Origin of the sequence: Micromonospora sp. NPDC049175, assembly GCF_043197345.1 — a bacterium.
GTDB lineage: Bacteria > Actinomycetota > Actinomycetes > Mycobacteriales > Micromonosporaceae > Micromonospora.
Genome location: NZ_JBICSY010000006.1, coordinates 16,045 through 36,057, shown reverse-complemented (window position 1 = coordinate 36,057; position 20,013 = coordinate 16,045). Strand labels below are relative to the sequence as shown.

General features: G+C 72.5%; 18 protein-coding genes and 1 pseudogene. 15 read left to right on the top strand and 4 right to left on the bottom strand.

All coding sequences use genetic code 11. The features are described from left to right. Positions 1 to 18: 18 nt before the first annotated feature. Positions 19 to 1,281 (bottom strand): nucleotide sugar dehydrogenase, encoded by a 1,263-nt coding sequence (locus ACGFH8_RS23455; protein WP_393370552.1) that lies wholly within the window; start codon positions 1,279 to 1,281, stop codon positions 19 to 21. A gap of 126 nt (positions 1,282 to 1,407) precedes the next feature. Next, positions 1,408 to 2,781: a serine/threonine-protein kinase gene (locus tag ACGFH8_RS23450; protein WP_393370551.1), complete on the bottom strand. Its 1,374-nt coding sequence runs from the start codon at positions 2,779 to 2,781 to the stop codon at positions 1,408 to 1,410. A 539-nt stretch (positions 2,782 to 3,320) separates the two neighbouring features. On the opposite strand from ACGFH8_RS23450, the gene ACGFH8_RS23445 reads away from it, so the two are divergent. The 10 genes from ACGFH8_RS23445 (at position 3,321) to ACGFH8_RS23400 (ending at position 11,084) form a co-directional block, all read left to right on the top strand. Then, positions 3,321 to 3,953 carry an RNA polymerase sigma factor gene (locus ACGFH8_RS23445; RefSeq protein ID WP_393370549.1) on the top strand — a complete coding sequence of 211 codons (633 nt, stop codon included), beginning with the start codon at positions 3,321 to 3,323 and terminating at the stop codon, positions 3,951 to 3,953. Between the two features lie 16 nt (positions 3,954 to 3,969). Next, on the top strand, positions 3,970 to 4,800 hold the full coding sequence (locus ACGFH8_RS23440) for a hypothetical protein (protein WP_393370546.1): 831 nt from the start codon (positions 3,970 to 3,972) through the stop codon (positions 4,798 to 4,800). A gap of 181 nt (positions 4,801 to 4,981) precedes the next feature. Continuing rightward, positions 4,982 to 6,220 (top strand): ergothioneine biosynthesis glutamate--cysteine ligase EgtA, encoded by a 1,239-nt coding sequence (gene egtA, locus ACGFH8_RS23435; protein ID WP_393370543.1) that lies wholly within the window; start codon positions 4,982 to 4,984, stop codon positions 6,218 to 6,220. Further along, a complete protein-coding gene (egtB, locus tag ACGFH8_RS23430) occupies positions 6,217 to 7,551 on the top strand; it encodes an ergothioneine biosynthesis protein EgtB (protein ID WP_393370540.1) in 1,335 nt (444 codons plus the stop codon). Before egtA ends, egtB begins: the two co-directional genes overlap by 4 nt. Positions 7,552 to 7,591: 40 nt before the next feature. After that, the gene (gene egtC / locus ACGFH8_RS23425; protein WP_393370537.1) at positions 7,592 to 8,338 is read left to right on the top strand and encodes an ergothioneine biosynthesis protein EgtC; all 747 of its coding nucleotides are present in this window, start codon (positions 7,592 to 7,594) and stop codon (positions 8,336 to 8,338) included. A 49-nt stretch (positions 8,339 to 8,387) separates the two neighbouring features. After that, positions 8,388 to 9,353 carry an L-histidine N(alpha)-methyltransferase gene (gene egtD / locus ACGFH8_RS23420; RefSeq protein WP_393370534.1) on the top strand — a complete coding sequence of 322 codons (966 nt, stop codon included), beginning with the start codon at positions 8,388 to 8,390 and terminating at the stop codon, positions 9,351 to 9,353. A gap of 218 nt (positions 9,354 to 9,571) precedes the next feature. After that, a complete protein-coding gene (locus ACGFH8_RS23415; protein WP_272611408.1) occupies positions 9,572 to 10,159 on the top strand; it encodes a TMEM165/GDT1 family protein in 588 nt (195 codons plus the stop codon). 39 nt (positions 10,160 to 10,198) lie between these two features. Next, positions 10,199 to 10,561, top strand: coding sequence for a DUF1622 domain-containing protein (locus tag ACGFH8_RS23410; RefSeq protein ID WP_393370531.1), 363 nt, complete (start codon positions 10,199 to 10,201; stop codon positions 10,559 to 10,561). Then, entirely contained in the window at positions 10,558 to 10,890 is a 333-nt protein-coding gene (locus tag ACGFH8_RS23405; RefSeq protein WP_393370528.1) for a hypothetical protein, read from the top strand. Before ACGFH8_RS23410 ends, ACGFH8_RS23405 begins: the two co-directional genes overlap by 4 nt. Then, the gene (locus tag ACGFH8_RS23400; protein WP_393370526.1) at positions 10,887 to 11,084 is read left to right on the top strand and encodes a hypothetical protein; all 198 of its coding nucleotides are present in this window, start codon (positions 10,887 to 10,889) and stop codon (positions 11,082 to 11,084) included. Before ACGFH8_RS23405 ends, ACGFH8_RS23400 begins: the two co-directional genes overlap by 4 nt. Positions 11,085 to 11,112: 28 nt before the next feature. Here the strand turns inward: ACGFH8_RS23400 and ACGFH8_RS23395 are convergent. Beyond that, positions 11,113 to 11,869: pseudogene (locus ACGFH8_RS23395) on the bottom strand (Na+/H+ antiporter NhaA). Between the two features lie 337 nt (positions 11,870 to 12,206). Here ACGFH8_RS23395 and ACGFH8_RS23390 point away from each other — a divergent pair. Then, complete coding sequence (locus tag ACGFH8_RS23390; protein WP_393370523.1) at positions 12,207 to 13,670, top strand: polysaccharide biosynthesis tyrosine autokinase; 1,464 nt, start codon at positions 12,207 to 12,209, stop codon at positions 13,668 to 13,670. Here the strand turns inward: ACGFH8_RS23390 and ACGFH8_RS23385 are convergent. Beyond that, the gene (locus ACGFH8_RS23385; protein ID WP_393370521.1) at positions 13,651 to 14,205 is read right to left on the bottom strand and encodes a low molecular weight phosphatase family protein; all 555 of its coding nucleotides are present in this window, start codon (positions 14,203 to 14,205) and stop codon (positions 13,651 to 13,653) included. The two genes, ACGFH8_RS23390 and ACGFH8_RS23385, sit on opposite strands and share 20 nt — an antisense overlap. Before the next feature lie 168 nt (positions 14,206 to 14,373). On the opposite strand from ACGFH8_RS23385, the gene ACGFH8_RS23380 reads away from it, so the two are divergent. The 4 genes from ACGFH8_RS23380 (at position 14,374) to ACGFH8_RS23365 (ending at position 19,678) form a co-directional block, all read left to right on the top strand. Further along, positions 14,374 to 15,621, top strand: a complete 1,248-nt coding sequence (locus ACGFH8_RS23380) for a glycosyltransferase family 4 protein (RefSeq protein WP_393370519.1) — start codon at positions 14,374 to 14,376, stop codon at positions 15,619 to 15,621. Between the two features lie 97 nt (positions 15,622 to 15,718). Further along, the gene (locus ACGFH8_RS23375) at positions 15,719 to 17,503 is read left to right on the top strand and encodes a DUF4012 domain-containing protein (protein WP_393370516.1); all 1,785 of its coding nucleotides are present in this window, start codon (positions 15,719 to 15,721) and stop codon (positions 17,501 to 17,503) included. 13 nt (positions 17,504 to 17,516) lie between these two features. Continuing rightward, positions 17,517 to 18,146, top strand: a complete 630-nt coding sequence (locus ACGFH8_RS23370; protein WP_393370513.1) for a hypothetical protein — start codon at positions 17,517 to 17,519, stop codon at positions 18,144 to 18,146. A 968-nt stretch (positions 18,147 to 19,114) separates the two neighbouring features. Then, on the top strand, positions 19,115 to 19,678 hold the full coding sequence (locus ACGFH8_RS23365; RefSeq protein ID WP_393370511.1) for a hypothetical protein: 564 nt from the start codon (positions 19,115 to 19,117) through the stop codon (positions 19,676 to 19,678). The last annotated feature ends 335 nt before the right edge of the window (positions 19,679 to 20,013 follow it).

The window sequence follows — 20,013 nt, the reverse complement described above, 5'->3', positions numbered from 1 at the left end:
CGGCCAGCGGTGCCGGGTCTACAGGCGCTCCACCAGCGGGCCGACGCACCGGTTGCGGGTGTCGAAGACGTAGCGCGCGTGCTGGACCACCAGGTCGTAGTCGAAGCTGTCGTGGTCGGTGACCACCACCACCGCGTCGGCGGCGCGGACCTCCTGCTCGGTGAGATCGACCACGGTGACCCCGTCCGGGATGTGGTGCGCCTCGGCGTACGGCTCGACCGCGTGCACCTCGGCGCCCAGCCCGCGCAGCCGCAGGGCCACGTCGACCGCGGGGGAGTCGCGCATGTCGCCGGTGTTCTTCTTGTACGCCAGACCGAGCAGCAGCAGTCGGGCGCCGCTGACGGCCCGGCCGTCGCGGTTCAGTCCCGCCATGATCCGCTGCGTGACGTGCTCGGGCATCTCGTGGTTGATGTCGTTGGCCAGCTCGATGAACCGGAACTGCCGGCCGAGGCGGCGCTTGACCTGCCAGGACAGGTAACACGGGTCGATCGGCAGGCAGTGCCCGCCGACCCCGGGGCCGGGGCGGAAGGGCAGGAAGCCGAACGGTTTGGTCTCGGCGGCGTCGATCGCCTGCCAGACGTCGATGTCGAGGTGGTGCGAGAGCATGGTCAGCTCGTTGATCAGTGCGATGTTGACCTGGCGGAAGGTGTTCTCGATCAGCTTGGTCAGCTCGGCCACCTGGGTCGAGCCCACCGGCACGGTGCGTTCCACGAGCCGCTTGTAGAAATCGTCCACCCTGGCCAGCGACACCGCGTCCACGCCGGAGACCACCTTCGGCGTGTTCTCCAACCGCCACGTCGGGTTGCCCGGGTCGATCCGTTCCGGGCTGTAACCGAGATGGAAGTCACCGGGGCTGCGCAGCCCGCTGGCCGACTCCAACAGGGGGCGCAGCAACTCCTCGGTCGTGCCCGGGTACGTGGTCGACTCCAGGATCACCGTGCACCCCGGGCGGACGTACGGGCCGATGCCGACACCCGCCTGCTCGACGAAGCTCAGATCGGGGGTGCCGTCGCGCAGTGGGGTCGGCACGGTGATGACACAGATGTCGAAGCCCTCGGCATCGGTGTATTCCGTGCTGGGGTGGTACCGGCCGCTGCCCAGCGCGCGGCCCAGCCGGTCCGTCGGGATGTCCTCGACGAACGACTCGCCCGAGGCGAGACGCTTCACCCGGTCGGCGTCGACGTCGAGGCCGACGACGTCGAAGCCCGCCTCCACCGCGCGCATGGCCAGCGGCAGCCCGACGTACCCCTGACCGATCACGACCAGCTTTTCAGCGTTCACCCGGGCTCCCGCGGCAGATGGTGGATATGACCTGCTGAGGAGCCTAGAGGGGCGTTCGGCGACCCAAGTCCGTTTTGGGGATATCGGGGCTGGTGGGACTATCCGCGCTGGGCGAAACCGGCGCGCTCAGTTGCCCGCCGGAACCTCCGGATCGGTCGGCGAGCTCGCCGTCGCGGTCGACGTGGGCACCGACGACGGGGTCGCCGGGGTGCTGGGCGGGGTGCTGGCCGGCGCGGTCGTCGTCGGCGTGACCGATGGCGTCGGCGGCTTGATCGTCTGGCTGGGTCGCGTGCTCGGCGTGGCGGAGATCGACGCCGACGGGGAGTTGCCGGGGGCCACCGACCGGTCGGGACGCGTTGGGCCGCCGGTGGCGACCTGCTCGTTGCCCGCTGGCAGATCCAACGGGCCGCTCGGCTCCACCGCCGGCGGGGTGGTCGGCAACTTGACCGCCGGATCTTCGCCGGCACCGTGCATCGTGCCCAGTGCCGCGCCGAGCCCGACGAGAGCGACCAGGACGGCCACCGCCGCGCCGACCAGCGGACCCCGCCGTCGCGCACGCCCGGCCTGGGTCCCATCCGCCACCGCCGCGCCGACCGGACCGTCGCCGCGGGTGCCCGGCCCGGCGCCGCGCAGCGGAACGGCCGCCGCCATCGCGGTGGGCGGTTCGCCGCCCGTGACCGCGGTCCGGGCGGCCTCGGCCATCGCCGCGCCGCTGCTGAAGCGATCCTGCGGATCCTTGGCCAGGGCCCGGGACACCAGGGCGCGGACCGCCTCCGGGATCTCGTGCGGCAACTCCGGCGGCTCGTCGTCGAGGTGCCGGACGGCGACCTGCAGCGGGTTGTCGCCGGTGAACGGCGGATTGCCGGTGAGGCAGCAGTAGGTGACCGCGCCCAGCGCGTAGATGTCGGTCGCGCCGCTGACCGGTCGTCCCGCGGCCTGCTCGGGGGCCATGTAGAGGGCGGTGCCGGGCACCGCGTTGGTGCTGGTGATGCTGGTGATGTCGAGCGAACGCGCCACGCCGAAGTCCACCAGGACGACCGAGCCGTCCTCGAGCACGAGCAGATTGCTCGGCTTGACGTCGCGGTGCACGATGCCGCCCCGGTGCGCCGCGTTCAGCGCGGCGGCGGCCTGCGCCACGATCGACATCGTCTCGGCCACGTCGAGGCGCCCGGCCGTCTCGATCCGCTTGGACAACGGCTCGCCGGCGACGAACTCCATGACCAGGTAGTCCGCCCGACCCGCGCCGTCGGGCAGGTCGTCCGCGCCGCAGTCGAAGACCTGCACGATGCCGGGGTGCCGCAGCGCCGCCATGATCCGGGCCTCGGCCCGGAACCGGGCGATGAAGTCGGGGTCGGAGACCAGGGTCGGCAGCAGCACCTTGACCGCGACCTGCCGGCCGAGGATGAGGTCCGCGGCTAGCCAGACGTCGCCCATGCCGCCCGTGGCGACACGTTCGTCCAGGCGGTACCGACCGCTGAGCACGACCCCCGATGACAACACCGCAATACCGTACCCAGAGTGGCGCGCGGGAGCGCGACACGGGCTGTCCGCCGAACGAGTGACAACGGCGGCGTATTGGGCTGACCTGTGTGGACGCCGCGTCGTTGTGACGGTGCGACAACGTGCCGTGACGAAAAGTGACAGATTTCGGCACGGCGTGGTGCGACGGTGGCCGAAAGGCGTACCGCGGTCTGGTTTGGGCGCTCTGCTCACGGGCAGTGCAGACGACACGCCGGCTCGCAGAGTTGATAATTGTCACTCTTCCGTGACAACGTGCCGGCTTGTCGCGTCGGTGGCCCCGTCCTAGCGTTAGCCCGGCTCGGGCCGCCCCGGTCGTCTCGACCGTCTGGCGCGCCGAGCCGACGACCCTGGCGTCGGCCCACCAGACACCCCGGCCCGGCGACCCGGTCCGGGTGGGCTCAGATTGGCGGAGGGGCGGTGCGGGGGCGGGTGTTCAGCGGACGGGCGGTGCGTGCCGCGGGGTCTGCCGCACGGCCGCGGAGCAGGGCGGCGCGCGCCGGGCACGCCACGGGCCGCGGATGACCGGCGAGCTGTCCGACGCGGTCAGCGCGGCGCAGGCGGGAGACGAGGACGCGTTCCGCCTGCTCTACCGCAGCCTCCAGCCGGGCCTGCTGCGCTACCTGACCGCCCTGGTCGGCCCGGACGCGGAGGACGTCGCCTCCGAGACCTGGCTGCAGGTCTCCCGCGACCTGCCCACCTTCACCGGTGGCGAGTTCCGCGCCTGGACCGTCACCATCGCCCGCAACCGGGCGATGGACCACCTGCGCCGACTGCGCCGCCGGCCGTCCCTGCCGGTCCCGGTGCACGCGCTCGTCGACCTGGCCAGCGCGGCGGACACCGCCGAGGGCGCCAGCGAGACGATCGGCACCGAGACCGCCCTGGCCCTGATCGCCACCCTGCCTCCCCGCGAAGCCGAAGCAGTCCTGCTGAGGGCCGTGATCGGGCTGGACGCCGGATCCGCGGGCCGGGTGCTGGGCCGCCGGGCCGGTGCCGTCCGGACCGCCGCCCACCGCGGTCTGCGCCGGCTCGCGGCCCTGCTGGAAGGGCAGCGCGCGGCCGAGCCGTCCGCCGAGGTCGACGGGGTGCCGCCACCCCGCGCGGGCGGCAACCCATCCCTGCGGGCACCGCACGCCGAGCCGGCGGACGGCTGACGTGAGGGGATTCTGGATGAACCCGTTCCGGCGCGTCGACCACGCCGAGACCGAACGGCTGCTCGACGCGGCCCGCGTCGACGTGCGCGCCCCGTCGGACCAGGCCACCCGGGCCGCGTCGCCCGCAGGGGAGGCGGCGTCGTCGCAGGCCCGCGTACCCCCGGCGGACCCGGTGGCCGGTGTGCTCGCCGCGGCCGCCGGTCCGGCCCGGCCCGGCGAGTTGGCCGGTGAGGAGGCCGCGCTGGCCGCCTTCCGGGCCGCGCGGGCCACGCCGGCGCCGTCCGCGCCCCACCGACCCCACCGTCGTCGCCTGACCACCGGCGCGGTGGCCTGGATCGGCGCGGTGGCGGCCACTGCCACGGCCGGCGCCGCCTTCGCCGCGGTCACCCGGGACCGGACGCCGGAACCGGTCGCGCCGGTGCCGTCGCGGACGTCGTCGAGCCCCGAGACGAGCGCCTCCACGTCCGGCGAGCCCAGCCGATCGGCGCCGCCCGGCCCGTCGTCGCCGGGCCAACCGTCCCCCGGCGCGCCGTCACCGGGCCATCCGGCGCCCGGCCCGCCGTCCCCGGGCGCGCCGTCGACCCCCGGCGCGCCCGGCGGCCAGATGCACGGGCTGTGCCGTGCCTGGCAGGCCAAGAAGCCCGAACAGCGGGAGCAGGCGCTCCGGACGCCGGCCTTCGCGAGGTTGGTCGCCGAAGCCGGCGGTGTGGCCGAGGTCGAGGCGTACTGCCAGCGGCTGGCGCCCGAGCCCAAGCCGTCCGAGCCGGCGAAGCCCCAGGCCCCACCTCCCCCGACGGGCCGTCGCGCCTCCGGTGAGCAGCCGACGGGCCGCCGCGTCCTCCGGTGAGCAGCCGCCGGCAGCACCGTCCGGTCAACGGCCGGCGGCCGCCGCGTTTCCGTTGCGCCCTGCGCGGGAAATTCGTCTGTTAGACAGGGATGGGTGGCGCCGTGCGGCCCCGACGATGTCGGTGGGCGGGTTTACGGTGACACCGCGTCCGAAGTCGGCACACGGAGAGGGGTCACGACAGTTGGTGACGTCACCCGAGTTGGACCGCAGCGCCATCCTGCGTGAGTCCGGGGCCGCGGGCCGGCACCTGGCCCGCATCTGCTTCAAGACCGGCCCACCGACACTCACAGGCGTCGAACTGGAATGGACCGTGCACGACGCCGCCGATCCCGCCCGCCCCGTCGACCCGACGCGGCTACGGGCGGCGCTGGGGCGGCACACCCCCGCCACGTTGGATGTCACGAGCCCGGCCGAGCCGCTGCGACACGGCGGCCTGGTGACCCTCGAGCCGGGTGGCCAGTTGGAGATCTCCACCCCGCCCCGCCCCTCGGTCACCGCACTGATCCAGGCCACCGAGGCCGACATCGCCCAGGTCACCGACCTGCTGGCCACCGCCGGGCTGATCCTCGGCCGCAGCGGCATCGACCCCCACCGACGGCCCCGCCCGGTGGTGGAAACTCCCCGCTACCGCGCGATGCGCGGCGCCTTCGACAGGCACGGCACGGCCGGCCGCACCATGATGTACAGCACCGCCGGCCTGCAGGTCTGCCTCGACGCCGGTGAGCCGGACCAGGTCGCGGCACGCTGGGCGGCCGCCCACGCGGTCGGGCCGCCGCTGCTCGCGGTGTTCGCGTCGGCCAACCGGCACGCCGGGCGGCGCACCGGCTGGGCCTCCGCGCGGATGGCCGCCTGGCTGGCCATCGACCCGGCCCGCACCCGCCCGGTCTGGACGCCCGGCCGCGTCGACGAGGACCCGACCGCCGACTGGATCCGGTACGTGCTGGCCGCGCCCCTGCTGTGTCTGCGCCGGCACGGCACGGACTGGACCGCGCCGCCGGGCGTGACCTTCGCCGACTGGCTCGACGGCGCGTTGCCCCGACCGCCCACCACCGACGACCTCGACTACCACATCAGCACCCTGTTTCCGCCCGTCCGCCCGCGTGGCTACCTGGAGCTGCGCTACCTGGACGCCCAGCCCGACCGCGACTGGCGGCTCCCGCTGGCGGTGCTGGCCGCCCTGTTCAGCGATCCGGGCACGGTGCGCGCCGCGCACGCGGCCGCCGCGCCGGTGGCGCACCGCTGGTCGGCCGCCGCCCGGCACGGCCTGGCCGACGCCGCGCTGGCCGCCGCCGCGGCGACGCTGCTCGACCTGGCCCTGCGCACGCTGCCCCGGCTGGAGCTGCCGGCGGGCATCCACGACGAGATCCGGCACGGAGTACGACGGCGGTTGGCCGCCGCGACGAGAGGACGGGACAGGTGAGCACGAGCACGACGGGACACACCGACGGGGAGCGGCTACGCGACCGGATCGCGGGGGAGTTGGCGCGGGCCCGCGCCCGCACGACGCTGCTGACCGAGGTCGACGACGCGGACCTGCTGCACCAACACTCACCGCTGATGTCGCCGCTGGTCTGGGATCTCGCCCACGTGGGCAACCAGGAGGAGCTCTGGCTGGTCCGTGACGTCGGAGGCCGCGAGCCGGTCCGGTGCGACATCGACGAGCTGTACGACGCGTTCAAGCAGCCGCGACGGGACCGCCCCGCGCTGCCGCTGCTGCCGCCCGCCGAGGCGCGCGCCTACCTGGGCACCGTCCGGGACAAGGTGCACGACCTGCTCGACCGGGTGGCGTTCACCGAACGGCCGCTGGTCGCCGACGGGTTCGCCTTCGGGATGATCGTGCAGCACGAGCAGCAGCACGACGAGACCATGCTCGCCACCCACCAGCTCCGGTCGGGGCCGGCGGTGCTGCACGCCCCGCCGCCGCCCGAGCCCTCCGCCCGGGTCGGTCCGGAGGTGCTGGTGCCCGCCGGCGAGTTCACCATGGGCACCGACACCGACCCGTGGGCGTTGGACAACGAGCGCCCGGCGCACCGCGTCGACCTGCCCGCGTACGTCATCGACACCGCTCCGGTCACCAACGGGCAGTACGCGGCCTTCATCGCCGACGGTGGCTACACCGATCCGCGGTGGTGGAGCGCGGCGGGCTGGTCCCACCGGCTCCAGGAGCAGCTCAGCGCGCCGATGCACTGGCGCCGTGACGGCGCCGAGTGGTCCTACCGGCGCTTCGGCAGGTGGAGCCGGGTCCGCGCCGACGAGCCGGTGGTGCACGTGTGCTTCTACGAGGCGCAGGCGTACGCGGCGTGGGCCGGCAAGCGCCTGCCGACCGAGGCGGAGTGGGAGAAGGCGGCCCGCTGGGACCCGGCGACCGGGCGGTCCCGCCGTTATCCCTGGGGGGATGACGACCCGACCGAGGTCCACGCCAACCTCGACCAACGTCACCTGTGGCCGGCGCCGGTGGGCGCGTACCCGGGTGGCGCCTCGCCGTTGGGTGTGCACCAGCTCATCGGCGACGTCTGGGAGTGGACCTCGAGCACGTTCGACGGGCATCCCGGCTTCACCGCGTTCCCCTACCGCGAATACTCGGAGGTCTTCTTCGGCGGCGACTACCGGGTGCTGCGCGGCGGCTCGTTCGGCACCGACCGTTCGGCCTGCCGGGGCACCTTCCGCAACTGGGACTATCCGATCCGCCGGCAGATCTTCAGTGGGTTCCGCTGCGCCCGCGACGTCCGACCGGACGAGTCGTACCGGTGATCTGCCGCGCGACCGGCGGCCCGGCGGGGGCGGGGCGCTGATGTGTCGCCACCTGGCCTACCTGGGGCCGCCGGTCACCCTTGCCGAGGTGCTGTTCGATCCGCCGCACTCGCTGGCGCGGCAGTCCTGGGCACCGCGCGACATGCGGGGCGGCGGCACGATCAACGCCGACGGGTTCGGGGTCGGCTGGTATCCGGGCGACGGTGCGCCGGTGCGCTACCGACGGGCGCAGCCGATCTGGAGCGATCCGACGATCGCCCAGCTCGCCGCGGTGACCCGCACCGGCGCGTTGCTCGCGGCGGTGCGCTCGGCCACGGTCGGGATGGCGGTGCTCGACGGCGCCGCCGCGCCGTTCGCCGAGGGGCGGTGGCTGTTCAGTCACAACGGTGTGGTCCGCGGCTGGCCGGACGCGGTGGTGCCGCTCGCCGCCGGGCTGCCGGTGCGTGACCTGCTCACGCTGGACGCCGCCACCGACTCGGCGTTGCTCTGGGCGCTGGTGCGGCATCGGCTGCGTGCCGGCGAGGATCCGGCCGAGGCGGTCGGGCAGACGGTGGCGGACGTGGCCGCGGCGGCCCCCGGTTCGCGGCTCAACCTGCTGCTCACCGACGGCCGCCGGACGGTCGCCAGCGTGGCCGGGCACGCGTTGTCGGTCCGCGAGACGCCGGGTTCGGTGCTGCTCGCCTCCGAGCCGCACGACGACGACCCCGGGTGGTGGGCGGTGCCGGAGGGGCACCTGGTCCTGGCCACCGTGGGTGACGTGCGGGTACGTCAGTTGCCGATCCGGTGAGCCGCACCGGTCCCGGCGCCACCTGTTGTTCGAGCAGAAAGGCTTATCGATGACCGCGGATCCGCTGGAGATCTACCTCGAAGAGGGCGACCTGGAGCGCGGCCTGCGCGACGACGTCCGGGCCGGGCTGAGCGCCGGGCAGAAGTGGCTGCCCCCGAAGTGGTTCTACGACGCCCGGGGCAGTGAGTTGTTCGAGGAGATCACCCGGTTACCCGAGTACTACCCGACCCGGGCCGAGCGGGCGGTGCTGGCCGAGCGTGCTCCCGCCATCGCGGCGTTGACCGGGGCCAAGACCCTCATCGAGTTGGGTTCCGGCTCGTCGGAGAAGACCCGGCTGCTGTTGGACGCCTTCAGCCGGCGTGGCGGGTTGGGCACGTTCGTTCCGCTCGACGTGTCGGTGAGCGCGCTGTCGAGTTCCACGGCCCAGATCGCCGCCGACTATCCGCGCCTGCGGGTCCGGGGCATCGTGGGTGACTTCACCCGGCAACTGGACCGGCTGCCCACCGGCGGCCGTCGGTTGGTGGCGTTCCTGGGCGGCACCATCGGCAACCTGCTGCCCGTCGAGCGGGCCGAGTTCCTGACGGCGATGCGCGGCGCGCTGGAGGTCGGCGACTGGCTGCTGCTCGGCACCGACCTGGTGAAGGACCCGTCGGTGGTCGTGCCCGCGTACGACGACGCCGCCGGGGTCACCGCCGAGTTCAACCGCAACGTGTTGCGGGTGATCAATCGGGAGTTGGGCGCCGACTTCGACCCGGAGGCGTTCGCGCACGTGGCCCGCTGGGATCCGGCCCACGAGTGGATCGAGATGCGGTTGCGGGCGACCCGGCCGATGCGGGTACGGGTGCTGGACCTGACCGTGGACTTCGCCGTGGGGGAGGAGTTGCGCACCGAGGTCTCGGCGAAGTTCCGCCCGGAGGGGATCGCCGGGGAGTTGGCCACGGCGGGCTTCGCGACGACGGAGTTCTGGACCGACCCGGACGGGCTCTTCGGGGTCACGCTGGCGCGGGCGCGGTGAGCCGGTTCACCCACCACGGCCCGGCCCGGTGGTGATCCGCTAGGCTGGTCCCGCGAAGGGGAGTAGCCCCCAATGTCGTGGTCGACATACTGGTGCGTTCCGCATCCGGCCACGCGGCCCCGGTCTTCTCCGGGGCGGGCGAGACCTTCGACTCAGGCTGTTGCAGCCGGGTCGAGGGCACCCCTGTACCTCCTCCCGGCGTGAACGGGAAGGATGTCATGGAGGGATTTTTCGCCGCGCTGGTGATCAGCTTCGGCGTCATCTTCGTCGCCGAACTGGGGGACAAGTCCCAGTTGATGGCGCTGACCTTCGCCACGCGGTTCAAGCCGATTCCGGTGCTGATCGGCATCACTGTCGCCACGGCTGTGGTGCACCTGGCGTCGGTGGCCATCGGTGTGGGTCTCGGGGCGGTGCTGCCGACCGAGTGGATCTCCCTGGTGGCCGGCGTGGCGTTCCTCGGCTTCGGCGCGTGGACGCTGCGCGGTGACAAGCTCACCGAGGAGGAGAAGCGCAAGGCGGAGAAGACGAGCAAGACCGCGATCGTGGCGGTGTCGGTGGCGTTCTTCCTGGCCGAGTTGGGCGACAAGACGATGCTCGCCACGATCACGCTCGCCACCAAGTACGGCTGGTTCGGCACCTGGCTCGGCTCCACCATCGGCATGGTGGCCGCGGACGCGCTTGCCATCCTGGTGGGCCGGATGCTCGGTCGGCGGTTGCCGGAGAAGGCCATCAAGTACGGCGCCGCGATCCTGTTCGCCATCTCCGGTCTCTGGCTGATCCTGGAGGCGGTCAACGAGCTGACCTGAGTGCCGACTAGCTGGCCCGAGGGCGGGTAACGGCCTCCGGTGGAGCCGGCCGAGTTGTTGCGCCAGGGCGATCAGGTGCTGGTTGCCGTGGTGGAGGTGTGCGGCGCGCTCGTCATCTTCGTCGGGGCGGTCTGGGCGGCGGTGCGGTTCGTGGTCGAAGGGCTGCGACACCGTACCGCCGCCCGTTTCACGCCGATCCGGCTCTCGCTGGGTCGCTTCCTCACCCTCGGTCTCGAATTCCAGTTGGCGGCCGACGTCCTGCGGACGGCGGTGTCCCCGTCGTTCGACCAGATCGGCCAACTGGCCGCGATCGCGACGATCCGGACGGCGCTCAACTACTTCCTCGGCCGGGAGATCCGTCAGGAGCAGCGGCAGGTGACCGAGGGTGAGCGGCGCACATGATGGCCGTGCTGATCACGGCGGTCACCGCGTTGGCGCTTGTCGCCGGGGTGCTCACCACGCTCACCACCGGGGCGCTGCGCAGCGGTGTGCGGATCCTGCTGGACCTGCTGACCGCGGCCGGCCTGCTACGGCTCGTGGGCGAGCTGGGATGGAACGACCTGGCCGGCGCGGTGGCGATCATCGCCCTGCGTCAGCTGCTCGGGGCGGCGCTCAGCCGCCCACCCCCGCGGTCCGGCCGACAATCCCCGGCGCGCTGCGCCGATGACGATCGCCACCTACCGTTGGCGGTAAGAGGTGAAACCGGGGAAAGCGGGAGGATAACCACATGAGCCGGCACGACGAACCGAACGAATACGGCTTCGCCGGCGAAGGCACCGCTCCGGAGCCGCCGCCGTCGGGCAAGCCCGACGAGCAGGATCGCGCCGAGGAGATCGCGGTGCCGGGCGACGACCTCACCGCACCGACCGCGGAGGCGCTGGCCGAGGAGACCGAGGACCTGCCGCCCGCCGAGCGCCGCCGCTGACCGGGTAACCCGGGCGAGCGCCGCGCCGCTACCTGTCGGCGGGTCGCTGGTAGACGTCGGGCACGCCGTCGCCGTCGGCGTCGAGCCGCTCCCGCTCCGCCACCCGGCGGTACGCCGCGTTGCGGCGGCGCAGCACCGTGGTGGCCAGCCCGGCGGAGACCACCGATCCGAGCAGCACGGCCGCCTTGACTCGGTCGTCGGCGGTGCCGCCCGTGCCGAAGGCAAGGTCGCCGATGAGCAGCGACACGGTGAACCCGACGCCGGCCAGCAGGGCGATTCCGGCCAGGTCCGACCAGGTGATGTCCTCGTCCAGTTCGGCGCGGGTGAACCGGGCCAGCAGGTACGTCGAGCCGAAGATGCCGATGCTCTTGCCGAGCACCAGGCCGGCGACGATGGCGATCACCACCGCCGAGAGCGGCCACCACGGGCAGCGCGGCCCGGCGCCTGTCGCGTAGTTCACCGGCGACGAACTCCCGCTTGAGTTCCAGACCCACCACGAAGAAGAAGACGGCCAGCAGGCCGTCCGCCGCCCAGGTGGCCACGTCCAGGTCGAGGTGCCAGGGCGCGCCGCCGGGCCAGGGCACCCAACCACCGAGCCGGGTGTACGAGTCGGACCAGGGCGAGTTGGCCCAGAGCAGCGCTGTCACAGCGCCGAGCAGCAGCAACGCGCCACCGACCGTCTCGGTGCGCAGCACGTCGGACAGATGCCGGGCCTCGGGCCAGGACGATCGGGAGAACAGCCGAGCCTTCGGCCGCCGCTCGGGCGGTGGGGTGGGGGAGGTCATTCGCGGCGCTCACCTCGGGACATCGGGACGGCAGGAATCCACTCGCCGACCAGACTTCCCGGCACACCGCTGCCGACCCTATCCGGGCTCGGGCGCGGTGGCGACCGCGGGGGCCGTTCGGTCGGCATCCGATCGCGGCCGACTTTTCCCGGGTCTCGCCGCTGCCGAATGCGCCTCTGCCCGGTTGGTTATGCGGGCGCACGTGTCGAAGTCAGAACCACCTAACTCCGGACATAAGTCGTATTAGCCGCTTTAATGGTTTCACGAGTTGACAGACGACCTTGGGGGTTTTCGTGAAGTTTTTTGGCGTAACCGGACCGACGCGGAGGCGCTCCTGATGGACCTGCTCCGCCAATTGCGCCACGTGCGTCGGCACTGGTGGGTCGTGCTGGTCACGGTCATGGTGGCCCTGGGCGCCTCGGCGTTCCTGACCGTACGGGCCCAACCCCGGTACGTCGCCTCGGTGACCTTCTTCGTCACCACCCCCAACTCCGGCGTCAGCGATGCCTACCAGGGTGGGCTCTTCCTCCAACAGCGCGTGAAGTCGTACGCCGACCTGCTCACCAGCGACCGGCTGGCGCAGAGCGTGGTGGCCGACACCCCGGTGGGTCTCACCGCGGACGAGGTGCGTAGCCGGGTGAGCACCTCCACCGAGACCGGCACCGTCCTGCTGCGCGCCGCGGTCACCGACACCGACCAGACCCGGGCGTTGCGGGTGACGGAGTCGCTCGCCGCGAAGTTCGTCGACCTGGTGCAGAAGGTCGAGACGACCTCCGAGGGCAAGGCTCCCATCAAGATCGAGGTGGTGAGCGGCCCACGGGTCACCGCCAACCCGGTCTCACCACAGCCCACGCGCAATCTCACCCTCGGCGGGCTGATCGGCCTGGTGCTCGGCGTCGGCCTGGCGATCCTGCGCGGCGTCGCCGACGTCCGGCTGCGGGACTCCGCCGGCCTGCAACGCGCCACCGGCAGTCCGCTGCTCGGCGAGATCCCCTACGAGAGCAGCGCCCGCACCGAGCCACTGATCATCGGCGACGCTGCGACCTCGGCCCGCGCCGAGGCGGTGCGCAAACTGCGGACGAACCTGCGCTTCGTGGACGTCCACGAGCCCGCCCGGGTCATCGCCGTGACCAGCGCGCTGCAGGGCGAGGGCAAGACCACGCTCTCCTGCAACCTGGCCATCGCGCTCGCCGAGGCGGGGTGGCGGGTGTTGCTCGTCGACGCGGACCTGCGCCGGCCGAAGGTCGACGAGTACCTGGGCCTGGACGCCGGGGTCGGCCTCACCGACGTGCTCGTCGGCGACGTGAAGGTCGGCGACGTGGTGCAGCGCTGGGGCGACAAGTCGATGCTCGTGCTGCCCAGTGGCTCCGCCCCACCGAACCCGAGCGAGCTGCTCGGTTCCAAGGCGATGTCGGACCTGCTGCTGGCGCTGCGAGAGTCGGCGGACATCGTGATCATCGACACCGCCCCGCTGCTCGCGGTGACCGACGGCGTGGTCGTGGCCGTGCAGGCCGACGGGGCGCTGCTGGTGAGCCAGCAGGGCCGTACCTCCCGGACCCAGGTGGCCGCGGCGGCCCGCGCACTGCACTCGGTCTCGGTCCGCCTGCTCGGCTGCGTGCTGAACATGGCAAAGGTGGCCAAGGCCGAGGCCTACCAGTACGAGGCCTACCGGGTGGTCGCCTCGACGCCTCCGGCAACGGTGCCGGCGGACCGGGCGATGTCCGGCCGGCACAGCGACACCACCACCGGGGTCAACGGCGTCGCCGACCACACCCAGGAACTCACCCGGTTGCCCCGATGAGCGCGGCGAGGGGTCGCAGCGACCGTTCGATCTCCTCGGCGCAGCGTCGGAAGTCGGCGGACGTACCGCCGATCGGGTCCCGCAGGTCGTCCGCGTCCGGGGCGGCGGGTTGCAGCCGTCCCCGGGCCTGGGCGACCGCGGCGATCGCCGCCCGCAATGGGTCGTCCGTCGGCTCGGCGGGCGGCTCGGCCGCCGCGGCCAGCCGACCGAACTGGCGCAGGGTGAACGTCCGGTGCAGCGCGCTCGGCGCCAGCGCGGTGCAGATCGAGCGCTGGCGGCGGGTGGCGGTCAGCACCAACGTCGCGTCGACGAGGTATTCGGGCCGCAGAGCCCGGGTCCGGAACGCCGACACGTCCGCGCCGCCCTCGGCCGCGACCTCCAGGGCGTACGGGTGCATGGACAGCCCGTCGATCGCGTCGGTGCCGGCGCTGGCCACCGTGACGGACCTGTCGGCCAGCAGCCTGCGGGCCAGATGTTCGGCCATCGGTGACCGGCACAGGTTGGCGTGGCAGACGAACAACACGCGATCAGCCATCGGTGCCCCTCTCGTCGGTGCGGGCGCGGGCGGGCACACCGTGCGAACGGTGCGTCGGTGCCGGCGGCCGCGTGGAGAGGGGTTGTCGGCATCGTACGCGCGCCGTCCACCCGTCGGTCGGGGTGCCGCGCCGATCGCCGCCGATTCGCGGCGGACGGGGGCGCGGCCATGAAGATCGGCATCCTGTCCTACCACTTCCCGCCCGAGCCCGCGTTCATCCCCGGCAGCCTCGCCGAGGAGTTGGCCGCGCGGGGGCACGAGGTCCGGGTGCTCACCGGGTTTCCGGACTACCCCGGCGGGCACGTCTATCCCGGCTGGCGGCAGCGGTGGCACCACGAGACGCACAGTGAACGGCTGACCGTGCGCAGGGTGCCCCGTTACCCGGGAGGCGCCACGTCCACCGGCGCGCGGATGGCCAGCTACCTCTCCTTCGCCGGCAGCGCGACGCTCACCGCCCGCCGATACTTCAGCGGCCTCGACGCGCTGTACGTCTTCCAACTCCCGGCCACGACGTTCGCCGCCGCCGGGGTGCTCCGGCTGCTCGGACAGGTGCCGACGGTGCTGCACGTCCAGGACGTCTGGACCCGCGACGGCACCGACGAGGCGGGCGAGGGGGGTTGGGTGTCGCGGCTGGGCAGCGCGATGACCCGGATCTACCGGTCGGCCGCGCGGATCGCGGTCGCCGCGCCGTCGATGCGGGACCTGGTCATCGCCGCCGGCGCCGAACCGGACCGCGTCCGGCTGGTGCTCAACTGGACCGACGAGCGGATCTTCTATCCGGCGACACCGGGCGCAGCGGCCCGTCAGCTGGTCCGTCGGGACGGTCGGTGCGTGGTCATGCACGCCGGCACGATCGGCCCACGGCAGGGGCTGGAGACCGCGGTCCGGGCGGCCGCGGCGCTGGACCGGACGATGGACCTGGTCCTGGTCGGTTCGGGCTCGGCCGAGCGGCGGGTCCGGGGGCTCGCCGCCGAGTTGGGCGCGGACAACGTCCGCTTCGTGGCGCGCCGGTCGCCTGTCGACATGCCCGAGCTGTACGCGGCCGCCGACTATCAGCTGGTCATGCTGCGCGACCTTCCGGAACTGCGCGGCACGGTGCCCGGCAAGTTGCAGGCGGCGCTCTCCTGTGCCGCACCGGTGATCGCGTCGGCCGGCGGCGACACCACCGAGCTGGTCGAACGCGTCCGGGCGGGGCTGTCCTGCCCGCCGGAGGACTGGGCGGCGCTGGCCGACCGGTTCTGGTTGGCCGCCACCATCCCGCCGCCGTCGCGTACCGAGATGGGTCGCCGGGGGCGGGCCGCGTACCTGCGGGAGATGTCGCTGCCCGCCGGGGTGGACCGGATCGAGCGGTTGCTGCACGAGGCGGCGGGACGTGTCACCGAGCCCGTCGGCGAACTGCGAAGGAAACTCGCTTAAAGGGCGAAGAAGCCAATAAGAGTACGAAGTTCCCCGACACGTGCTAAGAACGTCAGGGAACCGACCTTCTGTCCGGTTCCGCGAACGGGAGTGTGGTGTGACGGAAAGCGAACGGCCGACCCGGCGGCGGAGCCGGTCCCGGCGCCGTCGGCGGGCCCGACTGCGACGTGCCCTCCTCGGCGCCCTGGTCGTCGGCTCGCTGCTGCTGGCGACCGGCGGCTGGATCGGCTTCCGTGGCTGGCAGGCGCGTACCCACCTGCTCAACGCCGCCGGCCTGGCCCGGGAGTTGAGCGCGCAGGTGGTGGGTGGGGACACCGAACGCGCCCTGCGGACGCTCGACGCCCTGCAGGAGCAGTCCGGCGCCGCTCGGGCGGCGACGGCCGATCCGAGTTGGCGACTCGGCCGGCGGACGCCGATCGCGGGTGACGATCTCGACGCCGTCCGCCGGATCGCCGTCGCCATCGACCAACTGGCCCGGGAGGCGTTTCCGAGTCTGCTGCGGACGGATCTGACCCGGCTGGTGCCGAGCGGCGGCCGGCTGGATCTCGCTCAGCTCACCGCGGTGTCCACCGAGCTGACCGGGGTCAACGAGTCGGTGCAGCGGACCCGCCGAGACCTGGGCGCGGTCCCGGCCGACCGCCTGGTCAGCCAGGTCCGGCAGGCACTGACGGACCTGCGCGACGAGATCGACCGACTGGCCGGCCTCACCACGGCCGCCGATCAGGGAGCCCGCCTGCTGCCGCCGCTGCTCGGCGCGAACGGACCGCGACGGTACCTGCTGGTCTCGCAGAACCTCGCCGAGTTGCGCGCCACCGGAGGCATGTTCGGCGCGTACGCGATGATCGAGGCGGAGAACGGCGCGGTGAAGATGGGCAAGCAGGGCAGCAGTGCCTCGCTCGGCCGGTTCACCCCGGCGCTGAAGGTGCCCGCCGAGATCCGGGCGCTCTGGACCGACCTGCCCGGCATCTATCCCGCCGACGTCAATCTGTCTCCGCACTTCCCGAGCGCCGCCGCGCTGTACCGCGAGATGTTCCGGCGCTCGACGAACATCACCGTCGACGGTGTGCTCGCCGTCGACCCGGTGGTGCTGTCGTACCTGCTCAAGGCGACGGGTCCGGTGTTGGTGCCCGGTGGTGTCCCGCTGGCCAGCGAGAAGGTCGTGCAGACCCTGCTCAACGACAGCTACCAGAGGCTGAACGTACGGCAGCAGGACGACTTCTTCGCGGCGTCGGCCGCGTCGGTGTTCGACGCCTTCTTCAAGAAGAATGTCAACCCGCGTGTGTTGTTGTCCGCATTTGACCGTGCTATCACCGAACGACGGATATTGTTCTGGAGTGCCCGACCTGAGGAACAACGGACATTCGGTGCGAGCCGGATGGCCGGGACGCTTCCGGAACAGGACACCGTGCCGACCGTCGGCGTGTTCCTCAACGACGGCAGCGGCGCGAAGCTCGGCTACTACCTGCGGCCGACGGCGAACCTGACGGTGGGCGAATGCCGGCCCGACGGTCGCCGCGAGCTCCGGCTGCGGGTGACCCTGCGCTCGACCGCTCCGAAGTCCGGACTTAGCGAATCCGTCCTCGGGCTAGGTCTGGCGGGCGACCCCTACACCGCCCGCACGTTGGTGTCGATTTTCAGCCCGGCTGGCGGGGCAGTGCTCGAGGCCCGGCTCGACGGGGCCGAGACGGCGCTTGGCAGCGGCACGGAACGCCGCCGCCAGGTGGCGACCGCAAGTGTCGACGTCGGCCCCGGCGTCGAGAAGGTGCTGGAGGTCACCGTGCTGACGGCCAAGACCGGCGTCGGGCAGGCCGAGCTGTGGCTGACCCCCACCGCCAGCCCCTGGACCACCCAAGTTCATTCCGCACCAAGCTGTGACCAGTAGGAGGGAACCAATCATGCGGCTATCCCGCATCATCATGGCGCTCACGGTCGGCCTGGCCGTGGTGGCCGTGCCGACGGCAGCGGGGGCGGCACAGCCGCAGCCGACGCCAAGCGCGACCACCGACCCGCCGCAACCGCCGCCGTACCCGCCAGCCGCAGCCTCGCTGACCGTCAACCGGCCGACGATCTTCCTCGGTGAGACGGTCGTGTTGACGGGCACCGGCTTCGGTCCGAACGAGACGGTCGACATCGTGGTGACGGTAGCTCCGCTTGCTGCCCCGGCCGGCGGTCAGGCTCCGGCTCGCCGCAGCGACGGCAGCACCGTGGCCATGGTCCCGGTGGCCTACCAGGCGAGCGCGCCGCTGACCTTCACGGCGTACACCGACGCCCAGGGACGATTCACCAAGAGCTACAAGCCGTCGGTGACGGGTCACCTGACCTTCACCGCCACGGGTCGGGAGTCCGGCCGTTCCGCCAGCACCGAGCTGCGGGTGCTGCACAAGAAGCAGCCGCTGCCGGTCACCGGTGACAGCATCGGCACGCCCATGAAGCTCGGCGGTGGCCTGGTGGGCGCCGGAGCGGTCATGCTGCTGCTGACCCTGGCCTGGCGTCGCCGCCAGCGCCTCGGTGGGACCGCGCACTAATCCGCACACCACCGGGCCCTGCCCGGATCGCACCTGAAGCTGGCGCCCGTCGGATCACTCCGACGGGCGCCAGCGCCCGTCGCCCCGAGCGCGTCCGACTCTCGGGGCGTCGGTACGGATAGGTCCGGTCCGGGTGGGTCCGGTAGCCGCCGGGTACCTCCTCGCCGGCACCCGGGCGCTCCGAGGCGTCGAGATCAGGAACGTCAGGGCCTTCGACCGATCCAGGTCGGAGACGACCACGTCCCGGACCAGGTGGGCAGACTCAGCGAAGGCGCGGCGAACCCGAACTGAACAATGATGCCCCCTGCCGCATTTGTCGCTTTCGGGAGCGCTGGCCGTGGCCGACAGGCCTCGATCGACTCGCGTTTCATGATGTCGGGCTGTCGGAGCGTCCCGGATGCCGCGTTATCAAAGACTCCGAGTGGATCATGCCCGGTTCGGGCGCGGTCTGGCGCGGTGTCGGCTCGCCTGGTGCCGCAGGCGGGAAGCCGCTGGGCTTTCCCACCAATCTGGGCGGTTTGGCCGACGTGACGGGTCGCACCCGGGGGCCGGAATGCTGGCCGGGGCGGAGTCGTTACATACCCTGACGATCGCAGTACCGCCGGCTCGCCGCCCCTAGCGGGGTCGGAATGCGGGCCGCGGCCCGGTCGTTACAGTCCCCACGAACGACCACCCGGTGACCGCCTCCACGTGGTGCCGATGGACGGGCCGCCCCCGGAATGACCCCGGCCCGCCGGTCGTTACAGATGGACCCGGCGCCACGAGCCCCGCTTGTAGGTCGCCGCCCCGGGCGCCGCAAGCCCTCGCTTGTAGGTAGCCCCGCCGGGCGCCGTGAGTCTCCGGGCTTGCTGGTCGCCCACCTCCAAGACTTTTCGCCGTTGTGAACGTGCAGCGCCGGACGAGGTGCTCACACCCTGCCGCTTTCCCCCTGGCGCTGGGTGTTTCCTACCCCCGAAGGAGCTACCCCCATGAACACGATCATGCGTAAGAGCGTGCTGTCCGTTGCTGGTCTCGCGTTCGCCGGTGGTGTGTTCGCCGGTCCGATCGCCGCCCACGCCGCCGCCCCGGTGGATGCCAAGCCCGTCGCGGTGGCCGTGCAGACCGCTGCGCCGAAGCCGCAGGGCGACCAGTCGCACATCTCCCTGAACGATAAGCAGACCGCCAACGTCAAGGCGATCATCGCCGCCACGAAGAAGGCCGGCCTGCCCGAGCGCGCCGCGGTCATCTCGATCGCGACGAGCCTGCAGGAGTCGAAGCTGGAGAACCTGGGCCACCTCGGCGACGCCAACGACCACGATTCGCTGGGCCTGTTCCAGCAGCGCCCCAGCTCGGGTTGGGGTACGCCGGAGCAGATCACCAACCCGGAGTACTCCACCACCGCGTTCCTCAAGGGCCTGCGTCAGGTCGACGGCTGGCAGGACATGGCGCTGACCGACGCCGCGCAGACCGTCCAGGTCTCCGCCTACCCCGACGCCTACGCCCAGTGGGAGCAGCAGGCCACCGACCTGGTCGGCCAGCACTGGAACAGCTGACAACGGCACCACCGCACCACCGCACCACCGCACGGCACCACCGCACCACCGCACCCGAACACCTGTCGCTGACCGGCATCCGCACCACGGGGTGCCGGTCAGCGCTGTTTCCACTTCCGTGCCGCGCGTACGGCCTGCTCGCCAACTCGCTGAGCGCCCACGTGTCATCTCGCTACACCTGGACAACCACGCCGACCCCGCTGGCCGCTGGCCACGGACGCGGCGACGGCGACCGCCACCGGATTACGCCACCGATCGCTGGCCGGGCATCCCGCAACCTGGGGCGCCCGCTGGCGGCGTTATCGGACGGGCTGGCCCGGCACCCGGGGGTGCCC

Excerpts from the sequence above, each read along its gene's own strand:
- ACGFH8_RS23385 (WP_393370521.1), bottom strand. The coding sequence starts at position 14,205 with ATGGCTGATCGCGTGTTGTTCGTCTGCCACGCCAACCTGTGCCGGTCA.
- ACGFH8_RS23400 (WP_393370526.1), top strand. The coding sequence starts at position 10,887 with ATGAGCCGGCACGACGAACCGAACGAATACGGCTTCGCCGGCGAAGGC.
- ACGFH8_RS23370 (WP_393370513.1), top strand. The coding sequence starts at position 17,517 with ATGCGGCTATCCCGCATCATCATGGCGCTCACGGTCGGCCTGGCCGTG.
- ACGFH8_RS23415 (WP_272611408.1), top strand. The coding sequence starts at position 9,572 with ATGGAGGGATTTTTCGCCGCGCTGGTGATCAGCTTCGGCGTCATCTTC.
- egtC (WP_393370537.1), top strand. The coding sequence starts at position 7,592 with ATGTGTCGCCACCTGGCCTACCTGGGGCCGCCGGTCACCCTTGCCGAG.
- ACGFH8_RS23440 (WP_393370546.1), top strand. The coding sequence starts at position 3,970 with ATGAACCCGTTCCGGCGCGTCGACCACGCCGAGACCGAACGGCTGCTC.
- ACGFH8_RS23380 (WP_393370519.1), top strand. The coding sequence starts at position 14,374 with ATGAAGATCGGCATCCTGTCCTACCACTTCCCGCCCGAGCCCGCGTTC.
- egtD (WP_393370534.1), top strand. The coding sequence starts at position 8,388 with ATGACCGCGGATCCGCTGGAGATCTACCTCGAAGAGGGCGACCTGGAG.
- ACGFH8_RS23365 (WP_393370511.1), top strand. The coding sequence starts at position 19,115 with ATGAACACGATCATGCGTAAGAGCGTGCTGTCCGTTGCTGGTCTCGCG.
- ACGFH8_RS23405 (WP_393370528.1), top strand. The coding sequence starts at position 10,558 with ATGATGGCCGTGCTGATCACGGCGGTCACCGCGTTGGCGCTTGTCGCC.
- ACGFH8_RS23445 (WP_393370549.1), top strand. The coding sequence starts at position 3,321 with ATGACCGGCGAGCTGTCCGACGCGGTCAGCGCGGCGCAGGCGGGAGAC.
- ACGFH8_RS23390 (WP_393370523.1), top strand. The coding sequence starts at position 12,207 with ATGGACCTGCTCCGCCAATTGCGCCACGTGCGTCGGCACTGGTGGGTC.